Annotated in this window: 23 protein-coding genes, 1 tRNA gene and 2 pseudogenes; 18 read left to right on the forward strand and 8 right to left on the reverse strand. The window is 72.9% G+C overall.

From position 1 onward, the window contains the following. Positions 1–23 precede the first annotated feature (23 nt). From ID554_RS33310 to ID554_RS28525, 5 genes and pseudogenes are all read left to right on the forward strand, one after another. Positions 24–308, forward strand: a pseudogene (locus ID554_RS33310) (DUF3626 domain-containing protein); the annotation flags it as partial. Positions 309–388: 80 nt separating this feature from the next. Next, entirely contained in the window at positions 389–733 is a 345-nt protein-coding gene (locus ID554_RS33315) for a DUF3626 domain-containing protein (RefSeq protein WP_396888574.1), read from the forward strand. A gap of 9 nt (positions 734–742) precedes the next feature. Continuing rightward, positions 743–1,564: pseudogene (locus tag ID554_RS28515) on the forward strand (IS5 family transposase); the annotation flags it as partial. A 316-nt stretch (positions 1,565–1,880) separates the two neighbouring features. Beyond that, positions 1,881–2,588, forward strand: a complete 708-nt coding sequence (locus ID554_RS28520) for a hypothetical protein (RefSeq protein ID WP_117231408.1) — start codon at positions 1,881–1,883, stop codon at positions 2,586–2,588. A gap of 583 nt (positions 2,589–3,171) precedes the next feature. Then, on the forward strand, positions 3,172–3,759 hold the full coding sequence (locus ID554_RS28525) for a hypothetical protein (RefSeq protein ID WP_191088653.1): 588 nt from the start codon (positions 3,172–3,174) through the stop codon (positions 3,757–3,759). A gap of 186 nt (positions 3,760–3,945) precedes the next feature. On the opposite strand, the gene ID554_RS28530 is transcribed toward ID554_RS28525, so the two are convergent. Beyond that, positions 3,946–5,370, reverse strand: coding sequence for an MFS transporter (locus ID554_RS28530; protein ID WP_117227733.1), 1,425 nt, complete (start codon positions 5,368–5,370; stop codon positions 3,946–3,948). 58 nt (positions 5,371–5,428) lie between these two features. Beyond that, the gene (locus ID554_RS28535) at positions 5,429–5,665 is read right to left on the reverse strand and encodes a hypothetical protein (RefSeq protein ID WP_117227734.1); all 237 of its coding nucleotides are present in this window, start codon (positions 5,663–5,665) and stop codon (positions 5,429–5,431) included. Between the two features lie 138 nt (positions 5,666–5,803). On the opposite strand from ID554_RS28535, the gene ID554_RS28540 reads away from it, so the two are divergent. After that, positions 5,804–6,961: a geranylgeranyl reductase family protein gene (locus ID554_RS28540; RefSeq protein WP_117227587.1), complete on the forward strand. Its 1,158-nt coding sequence runs from the start codon at positions 5,804–5,806 to the stop codon at positions 6,959–6,961. Between the two features lie 191 nt (positions 6,962–7,152). Further along, positions 7,153–8,055, forward strand: a complete 903-nt coding sequence (locus ID554_RS28545) for an SDR family oxidoreductase (protein ID WP_117227588.1) — start codon at positions 7,153–7,155, stop codon at positions 8,053–8,055. Positions 8,056–8,170: 115 nt separating this feature from the next. Here ID554_RS28545 and ID554_RS28550 read toward each other — a convergent pair whose 3' ends face one another. Then, on the reverse strand, positions 8,171–8,830 hold the full coding sequence (locus ID554_RS28550; protein WP_223884316.1) for a nucleotidyl transferase AbiEii/AbiGii toxin family protein: 660 nt from the start codon (positions 8,828–8,830) through the stop codon (positions 8,171–8,173). Continuing rightward, positions 8,827–9,168 carry a hypothetical protein gene (locus tag ID554_RS28555; protein ID WP_117227589.1) on the reverse strand — a complete coding sequence of 114 codons (342 nt, stop codon included), beginning with the start codon at positions 9,166–9,168 and terminating at the stop codon, positions 8,827–8,829. Before ID554_RS28555 ends, ID554_RS28550 begins: the two co-directional genes overlap by 4 nt. A 496-nt stretch (positions 9,169–9,664) precedes the next feature. On the opposite strand from ID554_RS28555, the gene fdh reads away from it, so the two are divergent. The 8 genes from fdh to ID554_RS28600 all read left to right on the forward strand — a co-directional run bounded on the left by fdh (position 9,665) and on the right by ID554_RS28600 (position 18,799). After that, a complete protein-coding gene (gene fdh, locus ID554_RS28565; protein ID WP_263407311.1) occupies positions 9,665–12,955 on the forward strand; it encodes a formate dehydrogenase in 3,291 nt (1,096 codons plus the stop codon). Then, complete coding sequence (locus ID554_RS28570; protein WP_117227592.1) at positions 12,955–14,010, forward strand: 4Fe-4S dicluster domain-containing protein; 1,056 nt, start codon at positions 12,955–12,957, stop codon at positions 14,008–14,010. The genes fdh and ID554_RS28570 overlap by 1 nt, the downstream gene beginning before the upstream one ends. After that, positions 14,007–15,065, forward strand: coding sequence for an NrfD/PsrC family molybdoenzyme membrane anchor subunit (nrfD, locus tag ID554_RS28575; RefSeq protein ID WP_117227593.1), 1,059 nt, complete (start codon positions 14,007–14,009; stop codon positions 15,063–15,065). The genes ID554_RS28570 and nrfD overlap by 4 nt, the downstream gene beginning before the upstream one ends. A 54-nt stretch (positions 15,066–15,119) precedes the next feature. Beyond that, positions 15,120–15,215 (forward strand) — tRNA-Sec (locus tag ID554_RS28580). A gap of 20 nt (positions 15,216–15,235) precedes the next feature. Beyond that, entirely contained in the window at positions 15,236–16,540 is a 1,305-nt protein-coding gene (gene selA, locus ID554_RS28585) for an L-seryl-tRNA(Sec) selenium transferase (protein WP_117227594.1), read from the forward strand. 2 nt (positions 16,541–16,542) lie between these two features. Beyond that, complete coding sequence (selB, locus tag ID554_RS28590; protein ID WP_117227595.1) at positions 16,543–18,345, forward strand: selenocysteine-specific translation elongation factor; 1,803 nt, start codon at positions 16,543–16,545, stop codon at positions 18,343–18,345. Positions 18,346–18,349: 4 nt separating this feature from the next. Then, entirely contained in the window at positions 18,350–18,547 is a 198-nt protein-coding gene (locus ID554_RS28595) for a hypothetical protein (protein ID WP_013733930.1), read from the forward strand. A gap of 69 nt (positions 18,548–18,616) precedes the next feature. Then, on the forward strand, positions 18,617–18,799 hold the full coding sequence (locus ID554_RS28600; RefSeq protein ID WP_117227596.1) for a hypothetical protein: 183 nt from the start codon (positions 18,617–18,619) through the stop codon (positions 18,797–18,799). Between the two features lie 6 nt (positions 18,800–18,805). On the opposite strand, the gene ID554_RS28605 is transcribed toward ID554_RS28600, so the two are convergent. The 4 genes from ID554_RS28605 to ID554_RS28620 form a co-directional block, all read right to left on the reverse strand. Beyond that, positions 18,806–19,453, reverse strand: a complete 648-nt coding sequence (locus ID554_RS28605) for a hypothetical protein (RefSeq protein WP_117227597.1) — start codon at positions 19,451–19,453, stop codon at positions 18,806–18,808. 178 nt (positions 19,454–19,631) lie between these two features. Then, the gene (locus tag ID554_RS28610) at positions 19,632–20,102 is read right to left on the reverse strand and encodes a hypothetical protein (RefSeq protein WP_117227598.1); all 471 of its coding nucleotides are present in this window, start codon (positions 20,100–20,102) and stop codon (positions 19,632–19,634) included. Next, a complete protein-coding gene (locus tag ID554_RS28615; RefSeq protein WP_117227599.1) occupies positions 20,099–20,314 on the reverse strand; it encodes a phosphatidylethanolamine-binding protein in 216 nt (71 codons plus the stop codon). The genes ID554_RS28610 and ID554_RS28615 overlap by 4 nt, the downstream gene beginning before the upstream one ends. A 40-nt stretch (positions 20,315–20,354) precedes the next feature. Next, on the reverse strand, positions 20,355–21,257 hold the full coding sequence (locus ID554_RS28620; protein WP_117227736.1) for a universal stress protein: 903 nt from the start codon (positions 21,255–21,257) through the stop codon (positions 20,355–20,357). Positions 21,258–21,385: 128 nt separating this feature from the next. Here ID554_RS28620 and ID554_RS28625 point away from each other — a divergent pair, with 128 nt between their 5' ends. From ID554_RS28625 to ID554_RS28635, 3 genes are all read left to right on the forward strand, one after another. Next, positions 21,386–21,778: an SAM-dependent methyltransferase gene (locus tag ID554_RS28625; protein ID WP_117227600.1), complete on the forward strand. Its 393-nt coding sequence runs from the start codon at positions 21,386–21,388 to the stop codon at positions 21,776–21,778. Between the two features lie 62 nt (positions 21,779–21,840). Continuing rightward, entirely contained in the window at positions 21,841–23,016 is a 1,176-nt protein-coding gene (locus ID554_RS28630; protein WP_117227601.1) for a PP2C family protein-serine/threonine phosphatase, read from the forward strand. 44 nt (positions 23,017–23,060) lie between these two features. Continuing rightward, positions 23,061–23,516: a MarR family winged helix-turn-helix transcriptional regulator gene (locus tag ID554_RS28635; RefSeq protein WP_117227602.1), complete on the forward strand. Its 456-nt coding sequence runs from the start codon at positions 23,061–23,063 to the stop codon at positions 23,514–23,516. Positions 23,517–23,520 lie beyond the last annotated feature (4 nt).

Below are 23,520 nucleotides of genomic sequence, written 5' to 3' on the forward strand. Positions count from 1 at the left end.
CGCTCCGGCCGGAATGCACGGGCATCTCCAACGGCGGGCTCAGCGCGTACCCGGGCGGCGACCGGGACCGCTGGGAACGGCGACTGTTCGGCGGCGCGTACCAGCGACCGGGCGTGGGCCCGGCGGACCGCCCGAAGTACGGCGGTCTCAACCTGCTCGACCATCCGGACGGTGCCTGCCCCCGCTTCGGCTCCTGCCACCTGCGGCTACACCCCGAGGTGCTGACCCGCACCACGTGCTGTCTCGGCGACAGCCACCTCGACCCACCGGAGGTCGGCACCGTCGACGTGGTCGGACCGGTGCTGGCGGCGCTGCTCGCGGCGACCGCCGACACCGGCACCACCCTGGGGCGGCCGGGCATGGACACGTGCTGGCCCTCGTGCAGGAGGTGCTGCGCCACCGCGAGGACGCCGACACCGCGTCCCGGACCGCCGGTCGCGTCCTCGACGACTACGTCGAGGCCCAGGTGCACGGACCGGTCACCCTGGCCCGGGACGTACGCGAACTGGTGGTCGACCCCTCGTTCCGCGGCCGCCGCCGACCGGTACGGGTTCCCGCTGCGGTGGCACGCCGGTTTCGCGCTGCCGGTGCACCAGGTCGACGCCGACTTCCGTGGGCGCTTTGGCACCCCGTACGCCCTCTGAGAGACCGTCGGGTAACCGGCTCGGGGCGTTGTGTGACGGCGAGACACGTCGATGCGGGACGCTCGACAAATAGGTCATCCCCGCCATGATCGGGTTGTGTGTGCAACGTAGACCTTGGCGGGGATGACGCCCGCTCATGCTATCCGTCGAGCTTGACCGACGCGATGTGGGCGATCCTGGCCCCTCTCATGCCGGTGCGTGACCTGCGTAGAGGCGGCCGGCCCCGTAAGTGGGACGACCGGCTGATCCTCGACTCGATCTTCTACGTGCTGCGGTCGGGCTGTGCGTGGCGAATGATGCCGCGTGATCTGGCGCCGCCGGATGCGGCGCATCGCTGGTTCACCGCTTGGCGTAGAAACGGGACGTGGGATGCGATCCACGACGAGCTTCGCCGGCAGGTACGGGTGGCGGCGGGTCGTGGGCCGGAGCCGACCGCGGCGGTGTTGGACGCCCAGTCGATCAAATCCAGCGAGGGTGGCGAATGCCGTGGGTTCGATATGGGCAAGAAGACGACAGGCCGTAAGCGGCATCTGGTTGTCGACACGATGGGGTTGATCCTGGTGGTGATGGTCACCTCCGCCTCCGTCAACGACCGTCCTGGAGGCCGGCGGATCCTGCAACGACTGGCCGAGGCATTCGCCACCGTCGCGCTGGTGTGGGCCGACGGCGGCTACGCCAACAGCATCGACTCCAGCCTGTTGAGCTGGGCAAAGGACAAGCTCGGAATCCTGCTGGAGATCGTCGAGCGCACCGACGATGTCAAGGGCTTCAAGGTCCTGCCGCGTAGGTGGGTGGTGGAGAGGACGTTCGGCTGGCTGGTACGTAATCGGCGTCTGGCCCGGGACTACGAGCGGTTGACCGTCAACTCTGAGGCCATGATCAAGGTAGCGATGATTCGACTCATGACGATACGTCTGGCCGGGCAGGCGGTCCGGTGGAGCAACACTACCGAACGCGAAGCCGCCCGACGTATCAACGCTGAACGACTTATCGCCACGTAGTCACCTGGTTACCCGACGGTCTCTGAGCCGTCTTTGCCGGTCCGGCCCCGGTGTCCGGTCTCTCATACGTGACCCGGATCACCGCTTAGTGCATCCCGGGCATGCCCGGAATGACCGACACGTCGGGCGGGTTGTGTTCCCCAGAGCGCCGGCACCCACACCCGACCGACCGGCGGCAGTTTCCCCCGAGAGCGGCTCACCCCGAGCGGCTCGTACGATCGAAAGGGCAACCATCGTGAAGCTGGACTTCACTCGATGGCTCCCGGCCATCGCGACGAACCCGAACCGGAAGGCCACGTTGAGCGTGGTGGGCGTGACCGCCCTCACCGGGCTGGCGCTCGGCCCCACCGCCGTGGCCGCGCCGATCACCACCGGCCCGCACCAGGGCGCCGTGGCCGCCATCGACATGGCCACCGGCCGCAACCCCACCGGCCCCACCGGCGCCACCGTCGAGTCCGGCCTGACCACCGGCGGCAGCACCGACAAGCCCAGCGCCGGCAAGCCGAGCCGTGCCGAACTGGTTCCGCACGGAGTGCAGGGCGCCCAGTCGCGGGTCCCCCTCGACAACGCGCAGCGCCAGAACGCCAAGACCATCATCGAAGTGGCCAAGGAGACCGGCGTCGGCGAGCGCGGTGCGGTGATCGGCATCGCCACCGCGCTCCAGGAGTCGAAGCTCTACAACCTCGGCCACCTGGGCGCCTACAACGACCACGACTCCCAGGGCCTGTTCCAGCAGCGTCCATCCACCGGCTGGGGCAGCGTGGACCAGATCACCGACCCCGAGTACTCCTCGACGGCGTTCTTCGAGGCCCTGAAGAACGTCGGCGGCTGGCAGGACCTGCCGCTGACCACGGCGGCACAGACGGTGCAGGTCTCGGCCTACCCGTTCCACTACGCGCAGTGGGAGGAGCAGTCGGCGGACATCGTCACCCAGCTCTGGTGACACCCCCCGCCTCTACCTACGGCCGGCCCCCGACCCTCGGGGACCGGCCGCCCCCGTCCCCGCGATTCCGCCTCCCGCGCCCGCCCTGTTGATCAAGAAGTTTGAGTCGGGATGTCTGTCGTGTCCGCACTGAAACTCCTTGGTCAACCAGGAGAGCGGCGGGGCGAGGCAGATCGAGCCGCTACCGGGAAGCTGAGGCTAGGTACGTCCCGGACGTGGCAGGATTTCCGATTTCTCGGGTCCGGTGGGTGGTCGTGGGGCGGAATCGAGGTGGGGGCGGTGGCGTTGTAACCCGGTGGCTGGCCGAGCAGGACCCACCCCCGCGCAGGTGGCGGGCGGATGTCGGAATGACCTGGCCCGGTCGATCGTTGTACCTGGTCCCGACGCCGCAAGGGCCTCCCGGATATCCCCCTGGGGACTCGGCTCGGCAGGTGGTGGTACGTCGACCCGACGCCGCAGACCCGGTGAATCCCCCTCACAGACCCTGTGCGTCGGATCCCTCTTTGTCTTCTAGCGCCTGACGGCGTTCGCGTCGCCCCTTCATCCCCCTGTGGGTGGCGTCTATCCCCGAATGGAGCTTGTGATGGACTCGAAGCTGTTGCGTAGGAGTGTTCTGGGTGTTGCTGGTCTGGCGTTTGCTGGTGGTGTGTTCGCCGGTCCGATGATGCAGGCTGAGGCGATTTCCGTCACCACCTCCCCGGTCGCCGCCGTTCAGGCGGACAAGCCGGACACCGGGAAGTTGATGCCGCATGGTGTGCAGGGCGCCCAGTCCCGCATCGACCTCTCGGACGAGCAGACCGGCAACGTGAAGGCGATCGTCGTGGCGACGAAGAAGGCCGGCATGGGTGAGCGTGCCGCGGTGGTCGCGATCGGTACCGCGTTGCAGGAGTCGAAGTTGGAGAATCTGGGTCATCTGGGTGACCGTAACGATCACGACTCGCAGGGTCTGTTCCAGCAGCGTCCGTCGAGTGGGTGGGGCACGGTGGAGCAGATCACCGACCCGGAGTACTCGACGCTGGCGTTCCTGAAGGGTTTGAAGCAGGTCGACGGTTGGGAGGACATGCCGTTGACGGTGGCGGCGCAGACGGTGCAGGTGTCGGCGTTCCCGGACCACTATGCGCAGTGGGAGCAGCAGGCCGCTGACCTGGTCGCCGAGCACTGGAACAGCTGACCCGAGACTTTCCTCGCACCATTGGGGGAGCAAGAACGCCGCTGGCCGGCACCCGTACCCGGGGTGCCGGCCAGCGGCGTCTCCACGCACCGCACCGCACCGCACGCACCGCACGCGGCATGCTGCGCGGTGGGATGTTAGGAAGGGTCCCTTCCTCTACACCAGGCGATAGCAAGGGACCCCTCCTTACATCCGGCGGTGATGCCGGGCGATGTCGATCAGGGCGACCAGCAGGGCCAGGGCGATGATGCCGGCGGAGAGCAGCAGCGACCGCTCGAAGGCTTTCGACCATGCGTCGTTCCCGCTGGCCACGACCGAGAAGAAGACCGCGCCGACGGCGGCGATCCCGGCGGCCGAGCCGATGCGCTGACCGGTCTGGAGCATGCCCGCGCCGCTACCGGCCTGCGGTACCGGCACCTGGGACAGGGTCAGCGTCTGGTTCGGGGCGATCACCAGGCCGCTGCCCAGCCCGGCCAACAGTAGCGGCGCCGCGGTCACCCAGGGTACGGGCGCGTGCGGCGCCAACTCGAGGGCGAGAGCCACCAGGCCGAGCCCGACCACCACGGCGAGCAGCCCGACGGCGACCAGTGGTCGACCGAAGCGGTTGACGATCCGCCCGCCGACGGCGGAGGCGACGGCCGACCCGAGGGCGAAGGGCGTGACCGCCAGTCCGGCGACGAGCGCGCTGTAGCCCCGCCCGTTCTGCAGGTACAGCGTGAAGATGAAGAAGATCGCGGTGAAGCCGCCGAAGTAGATCAACGCGATCAGCGAACCCAGCGCGTACGACTGGCGGGTGAACAGGCGTACGTCGAACAGGGGTGGTCCCTGGCGTGCGTACCGCCGCTCCCAGAGTGCGAAGCCGACCAGGGCGACCAGGCCGGCGGGGATCAGCAGCCACTTGGTCGGGCCGTGCCACTGTTCCCGCTGGACCAGGGGCAGCAGCACCAGGGTCACGCCGATGCCGAGCAGCACCACGCCGATCGGGTCGGGTCGACGGTGCACGGCCTGGCCGATCGGGTGGCGGGGCAGCAGCCGCCAGCCGAAAACCACCGCGACGATCCCGACCGGCACGTTGACGAAGAAGACCCACCGCCAGCCGTGTTCGGGGCCACCGGCGGCGATCAGCAGGCCGCCGAGCAGCGGCCCGACGGCGGTGGAGATGCCGATGGTGGCACCGAGCAGCCCGAACGGCCGGGCCCGTTCGGGACCTTGGAAGAGTTGCTGGATGAGGCCGGTCACCTGCGGGTTCACCAGACCGGCGGCGGCGCCTTGGAGCAGCCGGGCGGCGACCAGCCAGCCGGGTGACTGGGCGAGCCCGGCGACCGCGCTGGTCACAGTGAACAGGGCGATGCCGAACACGAACGCGTTGCGCCGGCCGTGCACGTCGCCGAACCGGCCCGCAGGCACCAGCACCAGACCGAAGGTCAATGCGTAACCGGAGAGCACCCACTGCAGGTCGCTCGGCCCGGCGTTCAGGGCCCGGTCCAGCGACGGGATGGCCACGTTGACGATGCTGATGTCGAGCAGCGTCATGAACGCCGCGACCAGACCGACGCCCAGGGCCTGCCAGCGGCGCCGCTCGTCGTACGTGTCGGAGCCTGTGGCGCTCATCGTCCCCCTGTCGCGGTCGGCGTCGTCCAGCACGGCCCCGATGCGGGCCCGACCGACGTCAGGTGAGCTGCTGGGCGCAGAAGCGTGGGCCGAAGTCGAGTCCGGCCATCGGTGAATCCTCCCGGTGCAGCAGGTTCTTCTCGGTGAGCAGGTGCAGCGGGGCCTGCAACTCCTCCTCGGTCAGGCCGCACTCCGCAGCGATCAGGTCGGGGTAGGGGACCTGTCCGCGTACCTCCAGGGCCGCCACCGCGTCGTACACCCGAGCCTCGACGTCCGACAGCTGGACCTGCTGCATGGCTTCCTCCTTGGGCTCCACCGCCGGTCGCCGGCGGTTCGCCCCGCGCGGTTACCCCGTGCGCCGCCGAAGATGCACCTCGGCCGGGCGGTGGCGCGCCGTCCCCACGCGGTGCTCCGGCTGACCTAGGCTGCTGCCGTGACCGTCTGGGAACTCGTGGTGATCGGCGGGGGTCCCGCCGGTCTCTCCGCTGCCCACGCCGCCGCCCGGCGGGGGGTGCGCACCCTGGTTCTCGAACGGGCCGCGCACCCCCGGTACAAGACGTGCGGCGGCGGCTTGACGGGTGTCTCGCTCGCCGCCGTGGCCGGCCGGATCGAGGTGCCCGCCCACGACGTCGTCGACCGGGTCACCTTCACCCTGAACGGGCGGCGCGCGCTCACCCGCCGGCACCGGGGCGGTCCGCTGGTGAGCATGGTGCGCCGGGAGGAGTTCGACGACCGGTTGCGGGCCGCGGCGGTGGCGGCCGGGGCGGAGGTCCGCGAGCGGGTCGCCGTCCGCGCGCTCGACCAGACCTCCGAGGGGGTACGCCTGCGGCTGGCCGACGGCGACGCGGTGCTGGCCCGGACGGTGGTCGGCGCCGACGGCTCCTCGGGCGTCAGTGGCCGGCACGTCGGGGTGCGCCACCGGCAGGTGGATCTCGGGTTGGAGTTGGAGTTGCCGGTGCCGCCGCCGCAGCAGGCGCAGTGGCGGCACCGGGTGCTGCTCGACTGGGGTCCGCTGCCGGGGTCGTACGGCTGGGTCTTCCCGAAAGGCGACCGGTTGACGGTCGGCGTGATCGCCGGTCGGGGGGAAGGGGACCGGACCCGGGAGTACCTGCGCCGGTTCGTCGACCGGTTGGGCCTGGCCGGGTTCCGTCCGGCGCACGACTCGGGGCACCTGACCCGGTGCCGGGCGGAGGACTCGCCGTTGCGGCGGGGGCGGGTGCTGGTCGCCGGGGACGCCGCCGGTCTGCTGGAACCGTGGACCCGGGAGGGGATCAGCTACGCCCTGCGCTCCGGTGAGCTGGCCGGTGACGCGGTGGCCGACGGCGATCTCGCCGGCTACGAACGGGCGGTGGCCCAGCGGCTGGCGCCGTCCATGCGTGCCGGGTACCGCCTGCTCGACGCGTTCGCCCGGCGGCCGGAGATCCTGCATGCGGCGATAGCGACGCCGCCCGGCTGGCGCGCGTTCACCCGGTTCTGCCGGGGCCGGGCCGGTTTCGACGAGCTGGTCGCCCAGACGCCGGTACGGCTGGCCCTGGCTGCGGCTGCTCGCCTGCACCGACCACGTCCCTCGGTCACCCGCACCGCCTCCTGACGCCCCGCCACGTTACCAGGCCACCTGCTCCGTCGGCGGGCACCCGGCCAGCTAACCAGGATCCTAGGATGCCTTGGCGGTGGTGACGCGCGGCACGCGACAAGCCGCACGAGCTGTTCACCTGTTTCCGGTCACCGGCCTCGGGTAGGGCGATCGGGGAGGGCATCCACGACCGCGCCGAGGAGACACCCGTGACCGAGACCCAGCACACCCCGCAGGACCCCGCCGAGCAGTACGGCCAGCAGTCGGGTCAGCCGAGCCAGCAGCAGTCGCCGCCAGGCCGGACCGACCAGATGGCGCCCGAACCCGACCACGGCGAGAAGACGTACCAGGGCACCGGCAAGCTCGACGGCAAGAAGGCGGTCATCACCGGCGGTGATTCCGGAATCGGCCGGGCGGTGGCGATCGCCTACGCGCGGGAGGGCGCGGACGTGCTGATCTCGTATCTGGGCGAGGAGGAGGACGCCGACGCCCGGGAGACCGTACGGCTGATCGAGGCCGCCGGCCGGAAGGGCATCGCGATCCGCGGCGACATCGCCGACGAGCGCAACTGCGAGACGCTGATCGAGCGGGCGGTGGCCGCCCTCGGCGGCGTTGACATCCTGGTCAACAACGCGGCGTACCAGATGGCCCAGGAGGAGGGCATCGCCGGCATCAGCACCGAGCAGTTCGACCGGGTCTTCAAGACCAACCTGTACGCGATGTTCTGGCTGTGCAAGGCGGCCCTGCCGCACATGGGCGACGGTGCGACGATCATCAACACCTCCTCGATCCAGGCGTTCGACCCGTCGCCGCAGCTGCTGGACTACGCCACCACCAAGGCAGCGATCGCGAACTTCACCAAGGCGCTCGCCGCCGACCTGGCGGACCGGGGCATCCGGGTGAACGCGGTCGCGCCGGGGCCGATCTGGACCCCGTTGATCCCGGCGACCATGCCGGAGGAGAAGGTGAAGCAGTTCGGCCAGGACACGCCGGTCGGCCGGCCCGGTCAGCCCGCCGAACTGGCGCCCGCGTACGTCTTCTTCGCCTCGCAGGAGTCGAGCTTCATCACCGGCGAGGTCCTCGGTGTCACGGGCGGCCGCTTCACCAAGTGAGACGTTAGGAAGGGTCCCCTGCTAACGCCTCGTGTATAGCGGGGGACCCTTCCTAACCTGCCGGGCATCGTCGGGCGGGCGGGCGGGCTTTCGGAATCGGCGACGCTTGGGCGGGTCAGCGGGGCCAGTCAGCCAGGTGCCGGCGAATCCGGTCGATGTCGGGCGGGCCGAGACCGTACCGGGCGAACCGGCTGTCCGGAATCCGGTCGAGGTAGCGCCCGGCCTCCCGTACGTCCTCGTCGTCGAGCGCCGGGTCGAGTTGGCGGGCCAGCTCCAGCAGTTCGCCGACGGACCGGTGCACCAGCGCCGAGGCGACGTCGATGTAGTCGCGTACCTCCCGCCGGTTGACCAGCGCGGCGGTCTTGTTGGCGATCAGGTCGCGGACGTCCATCACCGGCCCGAACTCCATCACCACCGGGCTGCGGTGCCGGTCCAGTCGCGCCAGGCTGAGCCGGATCTGCCGACCGTCCCGGATGACCACGAAATCCCGCATGTCCCGGTCGAAGCCCTCGAACAGGCCGCCGAGGTCGCTGTCCGGGTCCGCGTCGGCGACCTCGAACCCGGCCGCCTCCAGCGCGTCCCGCACCCCGGCTGCGGCCGCCGCCGCCGCGCCCTCCACGTCCGCGAACAGGTCGACGTCCTCGGTGGGTCGGGTGACCAGCCCGTACGCGGCCCACGCGACCCCGCCGCCGAGAACGAAACGATGCGGCCCGGCGACGTCCAGCGCCACCCGGGCCACCTCGCGGTAGAACTCGTGGGGGTGTGCTCTGGTCACGCCGATCGGAGACCCCGGTGCCGGGTCTCCCAGGCGAGTCGGACGCCCCGTGGCAGGTTCAACTGCCGCCACACGCGCCGCAACGTCCGGCCGTCGACGAGACTGCGCAGGTCGTCGACGTGGGTGGTCTCGCGCAGGACGTTCTCGTACATCCAGAGCACCTGGTCGGGGTCGGCCAGGTCGAAGGCGCGGTCGGCGCACCACATCAGGCGTACCGGCAACTCGACCACGCCCCGGGTGGGCCCGCGTAGCTCGGTCAACGTCCCGGTCACCAGGGTGGGACGACCGGGCCGGGCCAGAAAGGCCACGCCGGACGTGGTGGGGGAGACCGCCTGCATGCTGTCAGGGTAACCCCCGCCCATCCCATACCGGACCCACGACTTCCCTCCCGCCCGCCCGAACCTCGCAGTCACCCGGCCCCGACGCCCGCAGACGGCGTACCCACCACGCCCGAGGAACCGCAAGGATCGCCCCCGGAATCGCGCCCGGTGATCAAGAGCTTCCGGCCGACAGCGCCCGGTGATCAAGAGCTTTGGTCGGGATCTCGGCGTCGGCAGGGCCAAAACTCCTTGATCAACAGGGGGTGCCGGGCGGGTCGAGCCGGGGGAGAGCAGAGACGCCGCACCGCACGCACTGCGAGCGGCATGCTGCGCGCTGGGATGTTAGGAAGGGTCCCTTCCTCTACACCAGGCGATAGCAGGGGACCCCTCCTTACATCCAACCCACGGCTCGGGTCGGATCGGGGGCGGGGGCGTCTGTTTCTGCTGGGCTGTTCGCCGACCTGCCGGTGCTGCCCTAAGGTCAGGAGGGAGCGGGATCAAGAGGGAGACGGCCGTGGGACTGCGGGACGTGTTGCTGGGGTGGCCGGTGTACCGGCAGCTCACCGGCGCCGACCCGCTGGGCCGGGGCGCTGCCGCCCAGTCTGCGCGTTCGGCGGCGATCATCTCCCGCACCGAGGACGCCGACGAGGTGGCCCGGTCGGTCTGCCCGTACTGCGCGGTGGGGTGCGGTCAGCGGGTCTTCGTCCGTGACGGCCGGGTGACGCAGATCGAGGGCGACCCGGACAGCCCGATCTCCCGGGGGCGGCTCTGCCCGAAGGGTGCGGCCAGCAAGAGCCTGGTGACCAGTCCGCTGCGGCAGACGACGGTGCGGTACCGCCGGCCGTACGGGACCGAGTGGGAGGACCTCGACCTCGACACCGCCCTGGACATGATCGCCGATCGGGTGCTGGCGGCGCGGGCCCAGACATGGGAGGACGTCGACGCGCAGGGGCGTCCGCTGAACCGCACACTGGGCTTCGCCAGCCTGGGTGGGGCGACGCTGGACAACGAGGAGAACTACCTCATCAAGAAGCTGTTCACGGCGGCGGGCGCGTTGCAGATCGAGAACCAGGCCCGGATTTGACACTCCGCCACGGTTCCCGGTCTGGGAGCCAGTTTCGGTCGCGGTGGTGCGACGGTCTTCCAACAGGACGTGGCGAACGCTGACGTCATCGTCATCCAGGGCTCGAACATGGCCGAGGCCCACCCGGTGGGTTTCCAGTGGGTGATGGAGGCCAAGAAGCGTGGGGCGAAGGTCTTCCACGTCGATCCGCGGTTCACCCGGACCAGCGCGGTGGCGGACGCGTACCTGCCGATCCGGGCCGGGACCGACATCGTGCTGCTGGGTGCGGTGGTGAACCACATCCTCGCCAACGAGTTGGACTTCCGGGAGTACGTGTTGGCGTACACCAACGCGGCGACGATCGTCAGTGCCGAGTTCGTCGACGCGGAGGACGCCGAGGGTCTGTTCTCTGGGTGGGACCCGGAGACCGGCAGCTACGTGCAGGACAGCTGGCAGTACGCGGGCAACGAGGGTGACTCGGGCAGCGGCGGAACCTCTGAGGAGCGAGAGACCGCGGCGGGCCTGCGGCACGAGTCGCACGGCGCGCCGGTGGCGGGTGGGGCGGAGCGGGACGAGACGCTGCGGCATCCGCGCTGCGTCTACCAGATCCTCAAGCGGCACTTCGCCCGCTACACGCCGGAGATGGTGGAGCGGGTGTGCGGCCTGCCCCGGGAGAAGTTCCTGGAGTTGGCGCGTGCGTGGACGGAGAACTCGGGTCGGGAGCGGACCGGGTGCCTGATCTACTCGGTGGGGTGGACCCAGCACACGGTGGGCGTGCAGTACATCCGTACCGGGGCGATCATCCAGTTGTTGTTGGGCAACGTGGGTCGTCCGGGTGGTGGGGTGTTGGCGCTGCGTGGGCACGCCAGCATCCAGGGTTCGACGGACATCCCGACGCTGTTCAACCTGCTGCCCGGCTACCTGCCGATGCCGCATCACGCCAGGCACGTGACCTTCGACGACTGGGTGGACGGCATCCGGCATCCGGGGCAGAAGGGTTTCTGGGGCAACGCGCGCGGGTACGCGGCGAGCCTGCTCAAGGCGTACTGGGGGGACGCGGCGACGCCGGACAACGACTTCTGTTACGGCTACCTGCCTCGGCTGACCGGTGACCACGGCACCTACCAGCAGGTGCTCGACATGATCGCGGGCAAGATCAAGGGGTACTTCCTGCTCGGCCAGAACCCGGCGGTCGGGTCGGCGCACGGGCGGGCGCAGCGGCTCGGCATGGCCAACCTCGACTGGCTGGTGGTCCGCGACCTGTTCATGATCGAGAGCGCGACCTTCTGGCAGCGGGGTCCCGAGGTCGCCACCGGCGAGATCGTGCCGCAGGAGTGCCGCACCGAGGTGTTCTTCCTGCCCGCCGCCTCGCACGTGGAGAAGGAGGGCACGTTCACCCAGACCCAGCGCCTGGTGCAGTGGCGGGAGAAGGCGGTCGAGCCGCCCGGCGACGCCCGCTCCGAGCTGTGGTTCTTCTATCACCTGGGGCGTCGGCTGCGGGAGAAGCTGGCCGGCTCGTCGCTGCCGCGCGACCGGGCGTTGCTGGACCTGACGTGGGACTACGCCACGCACGGCCCGCGCGACGAGCCGGACGCCGAGGCGGTGCTGCGGGAGATCAACGGGTACGACACCGCCACCGGCCGCCCGCTGTCCGCGTTCACCGAGGCCCGTGACGACGGTACGACCGCGGTGGGCTGCTGGATCTACACCGGGGTGTACGCCGGCGGGGTGAACCAGGCGGCCCGGCGGCGGCCCGGCCACGAGCAGGACTGGGTGGCCGCCGAGTGGGGGTGGGCGTGGCCGGCGAACCGGCGTCTGCTCTACAACCGGGCGTCGGCGGATCCGCAGGGGCGGCCGTGGAGCGAGCGGAAGCGCTACGTGTGGTGGGACGCCGAGGCCGGCCGGTGGACCGGGCGCGACGTGCCGGACTTCGAGGTGACGAAACCACCGTCGTACCGGCCGCCGGAGGGCGCGTCCGGCCCGGCGGCCCTGGCCGGGGATGATCCGTTCGTCATGCAGTCCGACGGGAAGGGCTGGTTGTACGCGCCGAGCGGCGTGCTGGACGGGCCGCTGCCGACCCACTACGAGCCGGCCGAGTCCCCGGTGCGCAACCCGCTCTACGGTCAGCAGGCCAACCCGACCCGCAAGACGTACCCGCACCCGGTGAACCCGACGAACCCCAGTCCGCCCGCGTCGCACAGTCAGGTCTTCCCGTACGTGTTCACGGTCAGCCGGCTCACCGAGCACCACACGGCGGGCGGCATGAGCCGGACCGTACGGCCGTTGGCGGAGTTGCAGCCGGAGATGTTCGTCGAGGTCTCCCCGGAGCTGGCCGGGTTGGTCGGGTTGACCCATCTCGGTTGGGCGCACCTGGTCACCTCGCGTGCGGTGATCGAGGCCAGGGTGCTGGTGACCGATCGGATCGTGCCGTTACGGGTGGACGGGCGGGTAATCCACCAGCTGTGGTTGCCGTACCACTTCGGGTACGAGGGGCTGGTCACCGGCGACTCGGCCAACGATCTGTTCGGCATCACCCTGGACCCGAACGTGCTGATCCAGGAGAGCAAGATCGGCACCTGTGACGTGCGTCCGGGGCAGCGTCCCACCGGACCGGCCCTGCGCGAGCTGGTCCGCGACTACGGTGACCGGGCCGGCATCGTGCCGGGCAGCGCCCCGCCGGCGGTCACGCCCGGTGTGCCGACCACGCCGACCGGGACCGGCGACGAGGAGGGGAAGCACTGATGGTCGACCCGCAGCACCGGTCGGGCCCGCCCGCGACGCCCGCCCCGGCGTACCAGCCGGCGTCGGCCTCCGGGTGGGTCGACGCGCCCCCACGGATGGGCTTCTTCACCGACACCAGCGTCTGCATCGGCTGCAAGGCGTGCGAGGTGGCCTGCAAGGAGTGGAACGGCGTGCCGGCCTCCGGCCTGGACCTGCTCGGCATGTCGTACGACAACACCGGGGCGTTGACCGCGAACTCCTGGCGGCACGTGGCCTTCGTCGAGCAGCCCCGTCCGGACGGTCGCCGCGACGCGCCCTTCGCCGGCACGCCGACCGGCGATCCGGTGAGCGCCGCATCGGCGGCGATCGCGGCCGGCACCGGCAACCCCGCCGGCGCCGATCCGGGACTGCCGTCGGGTGACCCGTCGGCCGCCGCCCGGATGACCGAGTTCCTGGGCATGCCGGCCGCCGGACCGCCGGGCCGTACCGGCAGCGCCGAGGGTCGGTCCGACTTTCGCTGGCTGATGATGTCGGATGTGTGCAAGCACTGCACCCACGCGGCCTGCCTGGACGTCTGCCCGACCGGGTCGCTGTTCCGCACCGAGTTCGGCACGGTGGTGGTGCAGGAGGACATCTGCAACGGCTGCGGCTACTGCGTCTCGGCCTGCCCGTACGGGGTCATCGATCGGCGGGTCGACGACGGCCGGGTGTGGAAGTGCACGCTGTGCTACGACCGGATCGGCGCGGGCCTGACGCCGGCCTGCGCGCAGGCGTGCCCGACCGAGTCGATCCAGTACGGCCCGCTCGACGAGTTGCGGGAACGGGCCGCCGCCCGGGTCGCCACGCTGCACGAGCGGGGGGCGCCGGAGGCGCGGCTCTACGGCCACGACCCGGCCGACGGGGTCGGCGGCGACGGGGCGTTCTTCCTGCTGCTCGACGAACCCGAGGTGTACGGCCTGCCGCCGGACCCGCAGGTCACCACCCGGGACCTGCCGAGCATGTGGCAGCGTGCCGGGGTCGCCGCGCTGGCCATGGCGGCGGTGGCTGTCGGCGCGTTCCTCGGCGGCCGGCGGTGACCCCGCGGCGCCCGGAGGTGGGTGACCGGTTCCGCCGCTTCCGCGACCAGGCGTCCGGTGGCGCGTCCGGCGGGCGGCGCGGTGGGCGCGGCGGCGAGGAGTTGGCGGTGCCCCGGGCGGAGTTCCGTTCCTACTACGGCCGGCCGATCCTGAAACCGCCGGTGTGGACCTGGGAGATCGCCGCGTACCTGTTCACCGGTGGGCTGGCCGCCGGCTCGTCGCTGCTGGCGGCGGGTGGGCAGGTGACCGGCCGTCCGGCGCTGCGCCGGGTCGGTCGGGTCGCCGCGCTGGCCGCGGTCACCGCCAGCGCGGGCCTGCTGGTCAAGGACCTGGGTCGGCCGGAGCGGTTCCACCACATGCTGCGGGTGGCGAAACCGACGTCGCCGATGTCGGTGGGTACCTGGATCCTGGGCGCGTACGGGCCGGCCGCCGGGCTGGCCGCGATCGCCGAGGCGGTGCCGCTGCTGCCCGAGCGGGGTCCGCTGGGGCTGGCCCGTCGGGTGTTGCCGCCGGTGGGGCGGGCCGCCGGGCTGGCCGCTGCGGCGACCGCGCCGGCCCTGGGCACGTACACGGCGGTGCTGCTGGCGGACACGGCCGTGCCGTCGTGGCACGAGGCGTACCCGCACCTGCCGTTCGTCTTCGCCGGCAGCGCCCTGGCCAGCGGCGCCGGGGTGGGGCTGCTCGCCGTGCCGCCCGCGCAGGCCGGTCCGGCACGGCGGCTGGCGGTGGCCGGCGCCGGCCTGGAGCTGTTCGGCGCGCACCGGTTGGAGACGAGGCTGGGACTGGTCGGCGAGCCGTACCGCACCGGGCGACCCGGCCGGCTGTTGCGCGCCGGCCGGGCGTTGACCGTCGCCGGGTTGGTCGGCGCGCTGGTGGGTGGCCGCAGCCGGGTGCTGTCGGCGGTGTCCGGCGCGGCGTTGCTGGCCGCGTCGGTGGCGACCCGCTTCGGGGTGTTCCACGCCGGTGTGGCCTCGGCGCGGGATCCGAAGTACACGGTGCTGCCGCAGCGGGAGCGTCTGGCGCGGCGCGCCGGTGAGGCGGCGACCGAGCGGTGACCGGCTGCCGGCTCGGCGGTACGGCCGGACGCATGTTGTGATCCAATGCTCGGTGGAGGCGTTCAGGCGGCTGGTGCCCCTCCCGGTCTTCAACACCGGTGTGGTCCGGGATCCGGGCCAGGCGGGTTCGATTCCCGTCCGTCTCCGCCAGACGGTGAGGAGATGACGCGATGGGCGACGGCGGCGCCGACCTGCGGCGCCGGGTGCCGCGTACCGACGTGCTGCTGGCCGATCCCCGGTTGGTCGCGGCCGCCGCCGTGCTGGGCCGGGAGCGGGTGAAGGCCGCCGTGCGGCAGGCCCAGGACCGGGCCCGGCGCGGCGAGATCACCCCCGAGGCGGTACCCGCCGAGGCGCTGGCCGCGTTGCCGTCGGCCGCGCCGCGTGCGGTGCTCAACGCCACCGGCGTGCTGCTGCACACCAACCTCGGTCGGGCCGCTCTCTCCGAGGCTGCGGTGGCCGCCGTGGTCGCCGCCGCCGGGCACACCGACGTGGAACTGGACCTGGGCACCGGTCGGCGTGCCCGGCGGGGCCGCGACGCCGTCGACGCGCTCGCCGCCGCCGCGCCGGGGGCCGAGGCGGTGCACGTGGTCAACAACGGCGCCGCCGCCCTGGTGCTGGCCGCCACCGCGTTGGCCGCCGACGCCGAGATCGTGGTCAGCCGGGGCGAGCTGGTGGAGATCGGGGACGGGTTCCGCCTGCCGGACCTGCTGACCAGCACCGGGGCGCGGCTGCGGGAGGTCGGCGCCACCAACCGCGCCACCCTGGCCGACTACGCCGACGCGATCGGCCCCCGCACCGGTTTCGTGCTCAAGGTGCACCCGTCCAACTTCCGGGTCACCGGTTTCACGTCGGCGGTGCCAGTGCGGCGGCTGGCCGCGCTCGGCGTACCGGTGGTGGTGGACATCGGGTCGGGCCTGCTCGCGCCCGATCCGCTGCTGCCCGACGAGCCGGACGCGGCCACCACGCTGCGTGCCGGCGCGGACCTGGTCACCGCCAGCGGCGACAAGCTGCTCGGCGGCCCGCAGGCCGGTCTGCTGCTGGGCTCGGCCGCGCTGGTGGAGCGGCTGCGCCGGCATCCGCTGGCCCGGGCGCTGCGGGTGGACAAGCTGACCCTGGCCGCGCTCGCCGCGACCCTCGGTGATCCGGCCACCCCCACCCGTACCGCCCTGCACGCCGACGCGGCGGTGCTGCGGGCCCGGACCGAGCGGCTGCGGGACGCGTTGGCCGCGGAGGGCCGCAAGGCCGACGTGGTGCCGTCGGTGGCGGTGGTGGGCGGTGGCGGTGCTCCCGGTGTCGAGCTGGACTCCTGGGCGTTGAGTCTGCCCGAGCGCTACGCCGGCCCGCTGCGCACCGGTGACCCGCCGGTGCTCGGCCGGGTGGCGCGGGGCCGGTTGCTGCTGGACCTGAGGTGCGTGCCGGAGCACGCCGACCCGGCCGTCGGCGCCGCTGTGCTGGCCGTGCCGGACGGCGACTGACCATGCTCGTGGTGGCCACCGCCGGGCACGTCGACCACGGCAAGTCGACGCTGGTGCGGGCGCTGACCGGGATGGAACCGGACCGGTGGGCGGAGGAACGCCGCCGGGGCATGACCATCGACCTGGGATTCGCCTGGACGACGTTGGCGTCCGGGACCACCGTCGCCTTCGTGGACGTACCCGGGCACGAACGGTTCGTGCCGAACATGCTGGCCGGGGTCGGTCCGGTGCCCGCCGCAGCGGTGGTCGTCGCCGCCGACGAGGGCTGGATGCCGCAGTCCGCCGAGCACCTGGCCGCCCTGGACGCGCTCGGCGTCGCGTACGGCCTGCTCGTGGTGACCCGCGCGGACCTGGCGGATCCGGGGCCGGCGCTGGCGCGGGCCCGCGCGGAACTGGCGGTGACCTCGCTTCGCGGGGTGGAGGCGGTGGTGGTCAGCGGGGTCACCGGCGTCGGCCTGCCGGACCTGCGTGCGGCGCTGGACCGGCTGGCGGCCCGCGTGCCGTCGGCGGACCGTACGGCGCCGGTGCGGCTGTGGGTCGATCGCAGTTTCACCGTGCGCGGCAGCGGCACGGTCGTCACCGGCACCCTCGGCGCGGGCCGGCTGCGCGTCGGTGACGAACTGGAACTGGCCGGCACCGGCGAGAAGGTGCGGGTGCGGGGCCTGCACCGCCTGGGCGAGGCCCGCGACGCCGTCGACCCGGTCGCCCGGGTGGCGGTCAACCTGCGCGGGGTGCCCCGGGACCGGGTCGCGCGCGGCGACGCGCTGCTCACCCCGGGCCGGTTCCGGGCGAGCGAGCTGGTCGACGTGCGACTGGCCGGCGACGCGGTGACCGCGCTGCCGGCCACGCTCACCCTGCACGTCGGTGCGGCGGCCGTGCCGGCGCGGGTCCGTCCGCTGGGCGGCGACACCCTCCGGCTGCGGTTGGGGCGTCCGGTGCCGCTGCTCGTCGGCGACCGCGCGTTGCTGCGCGACCCGGGCCGCCACCACGTCGCCGGTGGGGTGACCGTGCTGGACGTGTTGCCGCCGCTGTTGCGTCGTCGGGGCGCGGCGGCGGCCCGGGCGGCCGTGCTGGCCACCCTGGACGGTCGGCCCGACCTTGCCGGTGAACTGCGGCGACGTGGTCTGGTCCGGGCCGGGGACCTGGTCCGCGCGGGCGTGCCGGTGCCCGTGGCCCCGGTGGCGGGGGACTGGCTGGCCGACCCGGACCACTGGCGGCGGCTGGCCGACCGGCTGGCCGACGCGGTGGCCCGCTACACCCGGGAGCATCCGCTGGAGCCGGGCGCGCCGGTGGAGGTGCTGCGCCGACAGCTCGACCTGCCCGACCGGGTACTGGTCGAGGCGCTGGTGCGGGCGCCGCTGCGGCTGACCGCCGGCCGGGTCGGCACGGCCGGCGCGGACCCGCTGCCGGAATCGGTGGCCCGCGCGGTCGCGCTGGTCCGCGACGACTACGCGGCATACCCGTTCCGGGCCCCGGACGCCGACCGGCTGGCCGCCGTCGGGCTCGGGGTACGCGAGATCGGCGCGGCGGTGCGGGCCGGCGCGCTGCTGCGCCTGACCGGCAACGTGCTGCTGCTGCCCGGGGCGCCGCAGCAGGCGGTACGGGTGCTCGCCGGGCTGCCGCAGCCGTTCACGCTCAGCGCCGCCCGGCAGGCGTGGGACACCACCCGCCGGGTGGCGGTGCCGCTGCTGGAGCTGCTGGACCGGCAGGGCCGGACCCGCCGGTTGCCGGACGACGCCCGGGTGGTGGTCGACGCCGATTGCGTCGATCCGCCGGCCGCCGGGCGTCCCGGGCGCCTACCGTGACGCCATGGACCCCTCCGCGGTCTGGCGGGACCGGCAGCACCGGTGGCGGATCGAGGCGTACCGGGCGCCGGACCTGCGGTTCGCCATCTTCGCCACCAACGGCACCACCGAGTCCGCGCCGCTGTGGTTGTTCGGGATGTCGGCGCTGGCCCGCTGGCTGATGAGCCACAAGATCTCGCTGGACGACCTGGAGACCGACTGATCGCCCAGTCGGGGGACAGAGCGGGCGAAAACCGGCACTCGACGACGGGTCGACCCTATCGTGCGACGTGTGAAGGACCGAGGCATCCGGAAGGTCGTCGCGGCACTGGCCGGCCTCGCGGTGATCTACTTCGGCGCCACCGGCCGGTCGGACGGCGAGGGCAGCGGGATCTCCGGTGGCCTGGTGGTGCTGGCCCTGCTCGCCGCCCTGCTGGTGTGGCACCTGACCAAACCCGGCGACGCGGCGAAGTGACGCCGGTCAGCGGGCCGCGACGCTCCGGTTGAGCTGCCCGGCCGACTCCTCGCCGAGCGCCACCCGCACCAGCGCCGAGGCGAACCGGCCGAAATCGTCGGCGTCGACCAGTCCGGCCAGCCGGTCCGGGGCGGCCGGCAGCCCGAGCCGCTTGGCGCCGGCGACCGCCCGACGGTCGGCGTACGGGCGTAGATCCGGCCAGACGCACTGCACCTCGCGCAGGAAGATGTCCGCCCCGGTGGGACCGACGCCGGGAAACTTGGTGAGCAGCCGCCGCAGCGCCGTCCGGTCGCCGCCCGCCTCCCGGTGCAGCCGCCGCAGGTCACCGTGCCACCGGTCCAGGCACAGCCGGGCACCGGTGCCGAGCATCGTCGCGGTCCGTTCGTCGTAGCGGCGGTAGTGGCCCCGTCCCAGCGCGTCGACGCGCTGCTGCCAGCGCGCCGCCTCCATCGCCTGCGGGGTGCGGTACCCGGCCGCGAACAGCTCCCGGGCCGCCGCCACCGCCACGCCGGCCCGGATCCGGGTGCTCAGCAGCGTGACGAGCACCAGCAGCTGGTACAGCGGCGCGGGCCGGTCGGCGAGCGTGATCCCCGCCTCCTCGGCGTACGTGCGGCGGGTGAGCAGGGCCCGTGCCAGCTCGCGTTGATCGCCCATCTGGCCGGAGTACCCGTTGTGGCCTGGACTAGCCCCGCGCACCGCCCGGGCACGGAATGCGGCGGGCGGCGACGGGTATGCGGGCGGCGAGGGAAGGGAGCGCACCGTGACGAACCCGCGGTACGGCCCGACCGAGCAGCCGGTCGCCGACGACGACAGCGACCGGCGCTGACCAGCGCTACCGGTGTTCTGACGGCCGCAGCCGGTTCCAGGTGGCTGCGGCCGTCACCCCGTACACGAGGTGCGGGACGAGGTCGGCGAGCCAGTCGACGCGTCGCCAGGTGCGGGGGTCGGTGACGCCGAGCAGCGTCAACGACCCGTCGGAGAGGGTCATCGCGCCGCCGCCGAGCAGCGCGGCCGAACGCAGCATCGGCTGCCGCCGGCCCCGGGTCAGCGCGGCGAACCCGACGGCGGCGGCCACACCGAGCCCGTAGCCCATCAGCGCGCCGAGCCCGAAGCGCCGGTTGGCCGCCTGCGGCGGCGCGCCCAGGTCCAGGTGGGCCACGTCGGCCATCTTCCCGGCGCTCTCCTGCGGGGTCTGGCTGGCCGCGCGGGCCCGCACCACGATGTCCAGGTAGGTCACCGTGTTCAGGGCCAGAGTGCCCACCGCCCCGGCGATGAGCCCGTCGGCCAGGTGCCCACCCCTCACTTCTTCGGGTCGCCCGGTTCGCGGTTGCCCTTGGGGCCGTAGGTGCGGTCGCCCCGCACGACGCCGCGCTGTCCCCGATCCTCCTGCAGGATCCGGTTGGCGGTCTCGTCGGCCTTCTGGTCCGAGGTGTGCCGGCCCGAGTCGTCGATGGCGTTGCGGATGCGGGCGCGCTGCTTGTCGTAGGCGTTGCTACCCGGACGAGGTCCTGGCATCGCGGTCTCCTCTGGTCGTCGCGGTGACGGACGCGCCCGTCTACCCGCCTGGACCGCCGCCAACCCCCGGCGCGCGGACCACCGCGACCGGGCAGTGGCTGTGGCGCAGCGCCGACTGGCTCACCGAGCCGCGCAGCAGGCCCTGGACCTCGCCGCGACCGGCGCCGCCGACCACCAGCAGCTGCGCCCGGCGGGAGGCGTCGGTGAGCACCGTGCCGGCGCGTCCGCGTACCGACTCGCGGGTGACCGGCACCTCCGGGTACCGCTCGGCCAGCCCGGCGAGCGCCTCGGCGAGCAGCCGGTCCTCCTCGGCGCGCAGTTCGGACTCGTCGTACACCAGCGGCTGCATGTCGCCGGGTCCGCTGGAGGCCGGGTGCCGGTAGGCGTGTGTCGCGACGACGGACGTGCCGCGCAGGGCGGCGGTGCGGACGGCGAACTCGATCGCGTGCCGGGACGTCTCGGAGCCGTCCACGCCGACCACGACGGGCCCGTCGACGTGCGCCGTGCCACGGGCCACCAGCACCGGGCAGCCGGCCGACGCGGCCACCTTCACCGTGACCGAGCCCACCACCAGGGCACCGAGACCGCCCAGGCCCTGATGGCCGAGGACGATCATCGCGGCGGTGGGCGCCGCGTCGATCAGCGCCGCGGCGGCCTCGCCGTCGACGATCTCGCCGGTGACCCGCAGCCCGGGTGCGACCGTGGCGGCCTCGTCGACCGCGGCGGCGACCACCTGTTCGGCCTGCTCCCGCAGGCCGTTGCCGGGCCGGTCGTCGGTGACCGCGCTGATCGGCGTGTGCAGCAGCGGCCAGATGAAGGCGTGCCGCACCCGCAGGGGCAGCTCCTGTCGGGCCGCCTCGGTGGCGGCGAGCCGGATCGCGGCGCGGGCCGGCTCGGAGCCGTCCACACCGACCACCACCGCCGCGCCGTTGATCGGGTCCACGGTCACCTTCCCGCTGCCGGTCGTCGTCGGGGCCAGTATCGCGGCCGTCGGGGGCCCGGCGGGGCGATACCGCGCAGCGGCGCCGGGTCGGTACGCTGACGGCGACTGCCCGGGAGGGAGCGTCGTCGATGGTGGAGCCCGACCAGCCGAGCACCGCACGGATGATCGATTTCTGGCTCGGCGGGGAGCACCACTACCCGGTCGACGTGGCGGCGGCCCACACCTTCCTCGACGTCGAGACGCGCGTCCGGACCCTCGACGAGCTCTACACGGCGGTGGCGCCGGGCAGCCAGTTGGCGATCGACTTCGACACCGAGGAACTCGCCGGCCACCCGCAGGCGCTGGCCATGATGGGCCCGGCGTTCCGGATGCGGGCGCCGGCGGCGTTCGGGCCGCTGCTGGGTCGGTGGACGCCGACGGCGGAGGGCATCGTGCCGGTGACCCTCTGGCGGCCGGATGGGCTGCCAGAGGCGGTGCCGGACGCCTTTCACGGCGCGGTGGCGGTGCGGTCGGCCGGGTGACCATGGGTCGAACCGCCTCCGTATGATTCTTGCCCCAGAGCAAGTATTTTCGGAGGAGCGACATGCCGGATGCGCCCACGGGGGTTTCGCGCGCCCTGCGCGAGGCTCCGCCCGATCGTGTGGTCGAGGCCGCCGACCGGGCCATCCGGTCGGTCCTGGGGGCGTCGGGCACCGTCGTGTTCGTCGCCGACTACCGGATCAACGGCCTCTGGCCGGTGCTCGACTCGCGGCAGCCGGACGCCGCCGCCCATGCCCTCCAGGGCCCGCTGCAACGCTGCTTCAGCAGCCAGCAGCCGGTCCGGGCCGCCGCGACCGACGGCAGCTGCCAGCTCTACCTGCCGTTGTCGGTGTGGGGCGAGCGGCTCGGCGTGCTGATGGTGGAGATGCCCGAGGAACCGCCGGAGAGCGTGGTGCGCCGGGCCACGGACATCGCCGGTGAGGTCGCGCTGGCGCTGCACGCCGCGGACCGGGAGACCGACCGCTACCGGCGTGCGCGCCGGCAGGAGCGCCTGAGCATGGCCGCCGAGTTGCAGTGGGAATTGCTGCCGGGGCGCAGCGTCAGTCACGGCTCGTTCCAGTTGGCCGGTCAGTTGGAGCCGGCGTACACGGTGGGCGGTGACCACTTCGACTGGTCGCTGGACGACGGCCGGCTCACCGTCACCGTGCTCAACGGCGACGGCATCGGGCTGACCGCCGCCCTGCTGACCGCGGTGACGGTGAACGCGATGCGCAACGCCCGCCGGTCCGGCGGCGGCCTGGTGGAGCAGGCCGAACTGGCCTCCGACACGGTCTACTACCAGCATCGGGGCCACCGGCACGTGGCCACCGTCCTGCTTGAACTCGACTGCGCCACGGGCCGGGCGCAGGCGGTGGACGCGGGGTCGCCGCACCTGTTGCGGCTCCGCGGCAGCACCGTGTCCCGCGTCCCGTTGGAACAGCAGCTGCCGTTGGGCATGTTCGCCGAGACCCGCTATGCGCTCCAGGAGTTCGACCTGGACCCGGGGGACCGGCTGTTCGTGGTCTCCGACGGGGTGTGGGGCGCGGATCCCAGTGGGCGCGAGACGTACGGTGAGCGGGCGATGGCGCGGGCGATGCGCGCCACGCGGTTGCAGCCGCCACCGGAGGCGGTTGGTACGGTGATGCGCGAGTTGCAGGCATTCCACGCGGACGCCGACCTACGTGACGACGCCGTGGTGGTCTGCCTGGACTGGCAGGGTCCCGACGGCCGGGCGGACTGACGGCCCTCGGGTGGTTCGAGCGGGACAATCGCAGGGGACATCGGGTGGAGCGACCGAATCTCGCCGCGGCGATCGACGCAGCCGCTGAGTCGTTGGTGGGCGTGCTCGACTCCGCCGTCGCCCGGCACCGGCTGGCGGTCTCGCCCACCCAGTTGCGGGTGTTGTCGCTGCTCAGCAGCCGGCCGGAGACCAACATCAACGGGCTGGCCGAGTTGCTGGACGTCGTACCCTCCTCGGCCAGCCGGCTCTGTGACCGGCTGGAGGCGATCGGCCTGGTGCGTCGGGAGGCCGACCCCCGGGACCGGCGCGAGGTGCGCCTGACGCCCACCGCCGCGGCGGAGGTCCTGCTGGGGGAGGTGCGCTCGCGCCGGCACGACGCCGTGCGGGCGGTCCTGGAGCGGATGCCGGCGCGGGTGCAGCAGGATCTGCTGTGTGCCCTGCTGGCCTTCGGCCAGGCGGCGACGGCCCAGCCGCCGGACTCCTCGGCGCGCAGCGCCTGAGCCC

The organism is Micromonospora craniellae, from assembly GCF_014764405.1.
Classification (GTDB): Bacteria; Actinomycetota; Actinomycetes; order Mycobacteriales; family Micromonosporaceae; genus Micromonospora; species Micromonospora craniellae.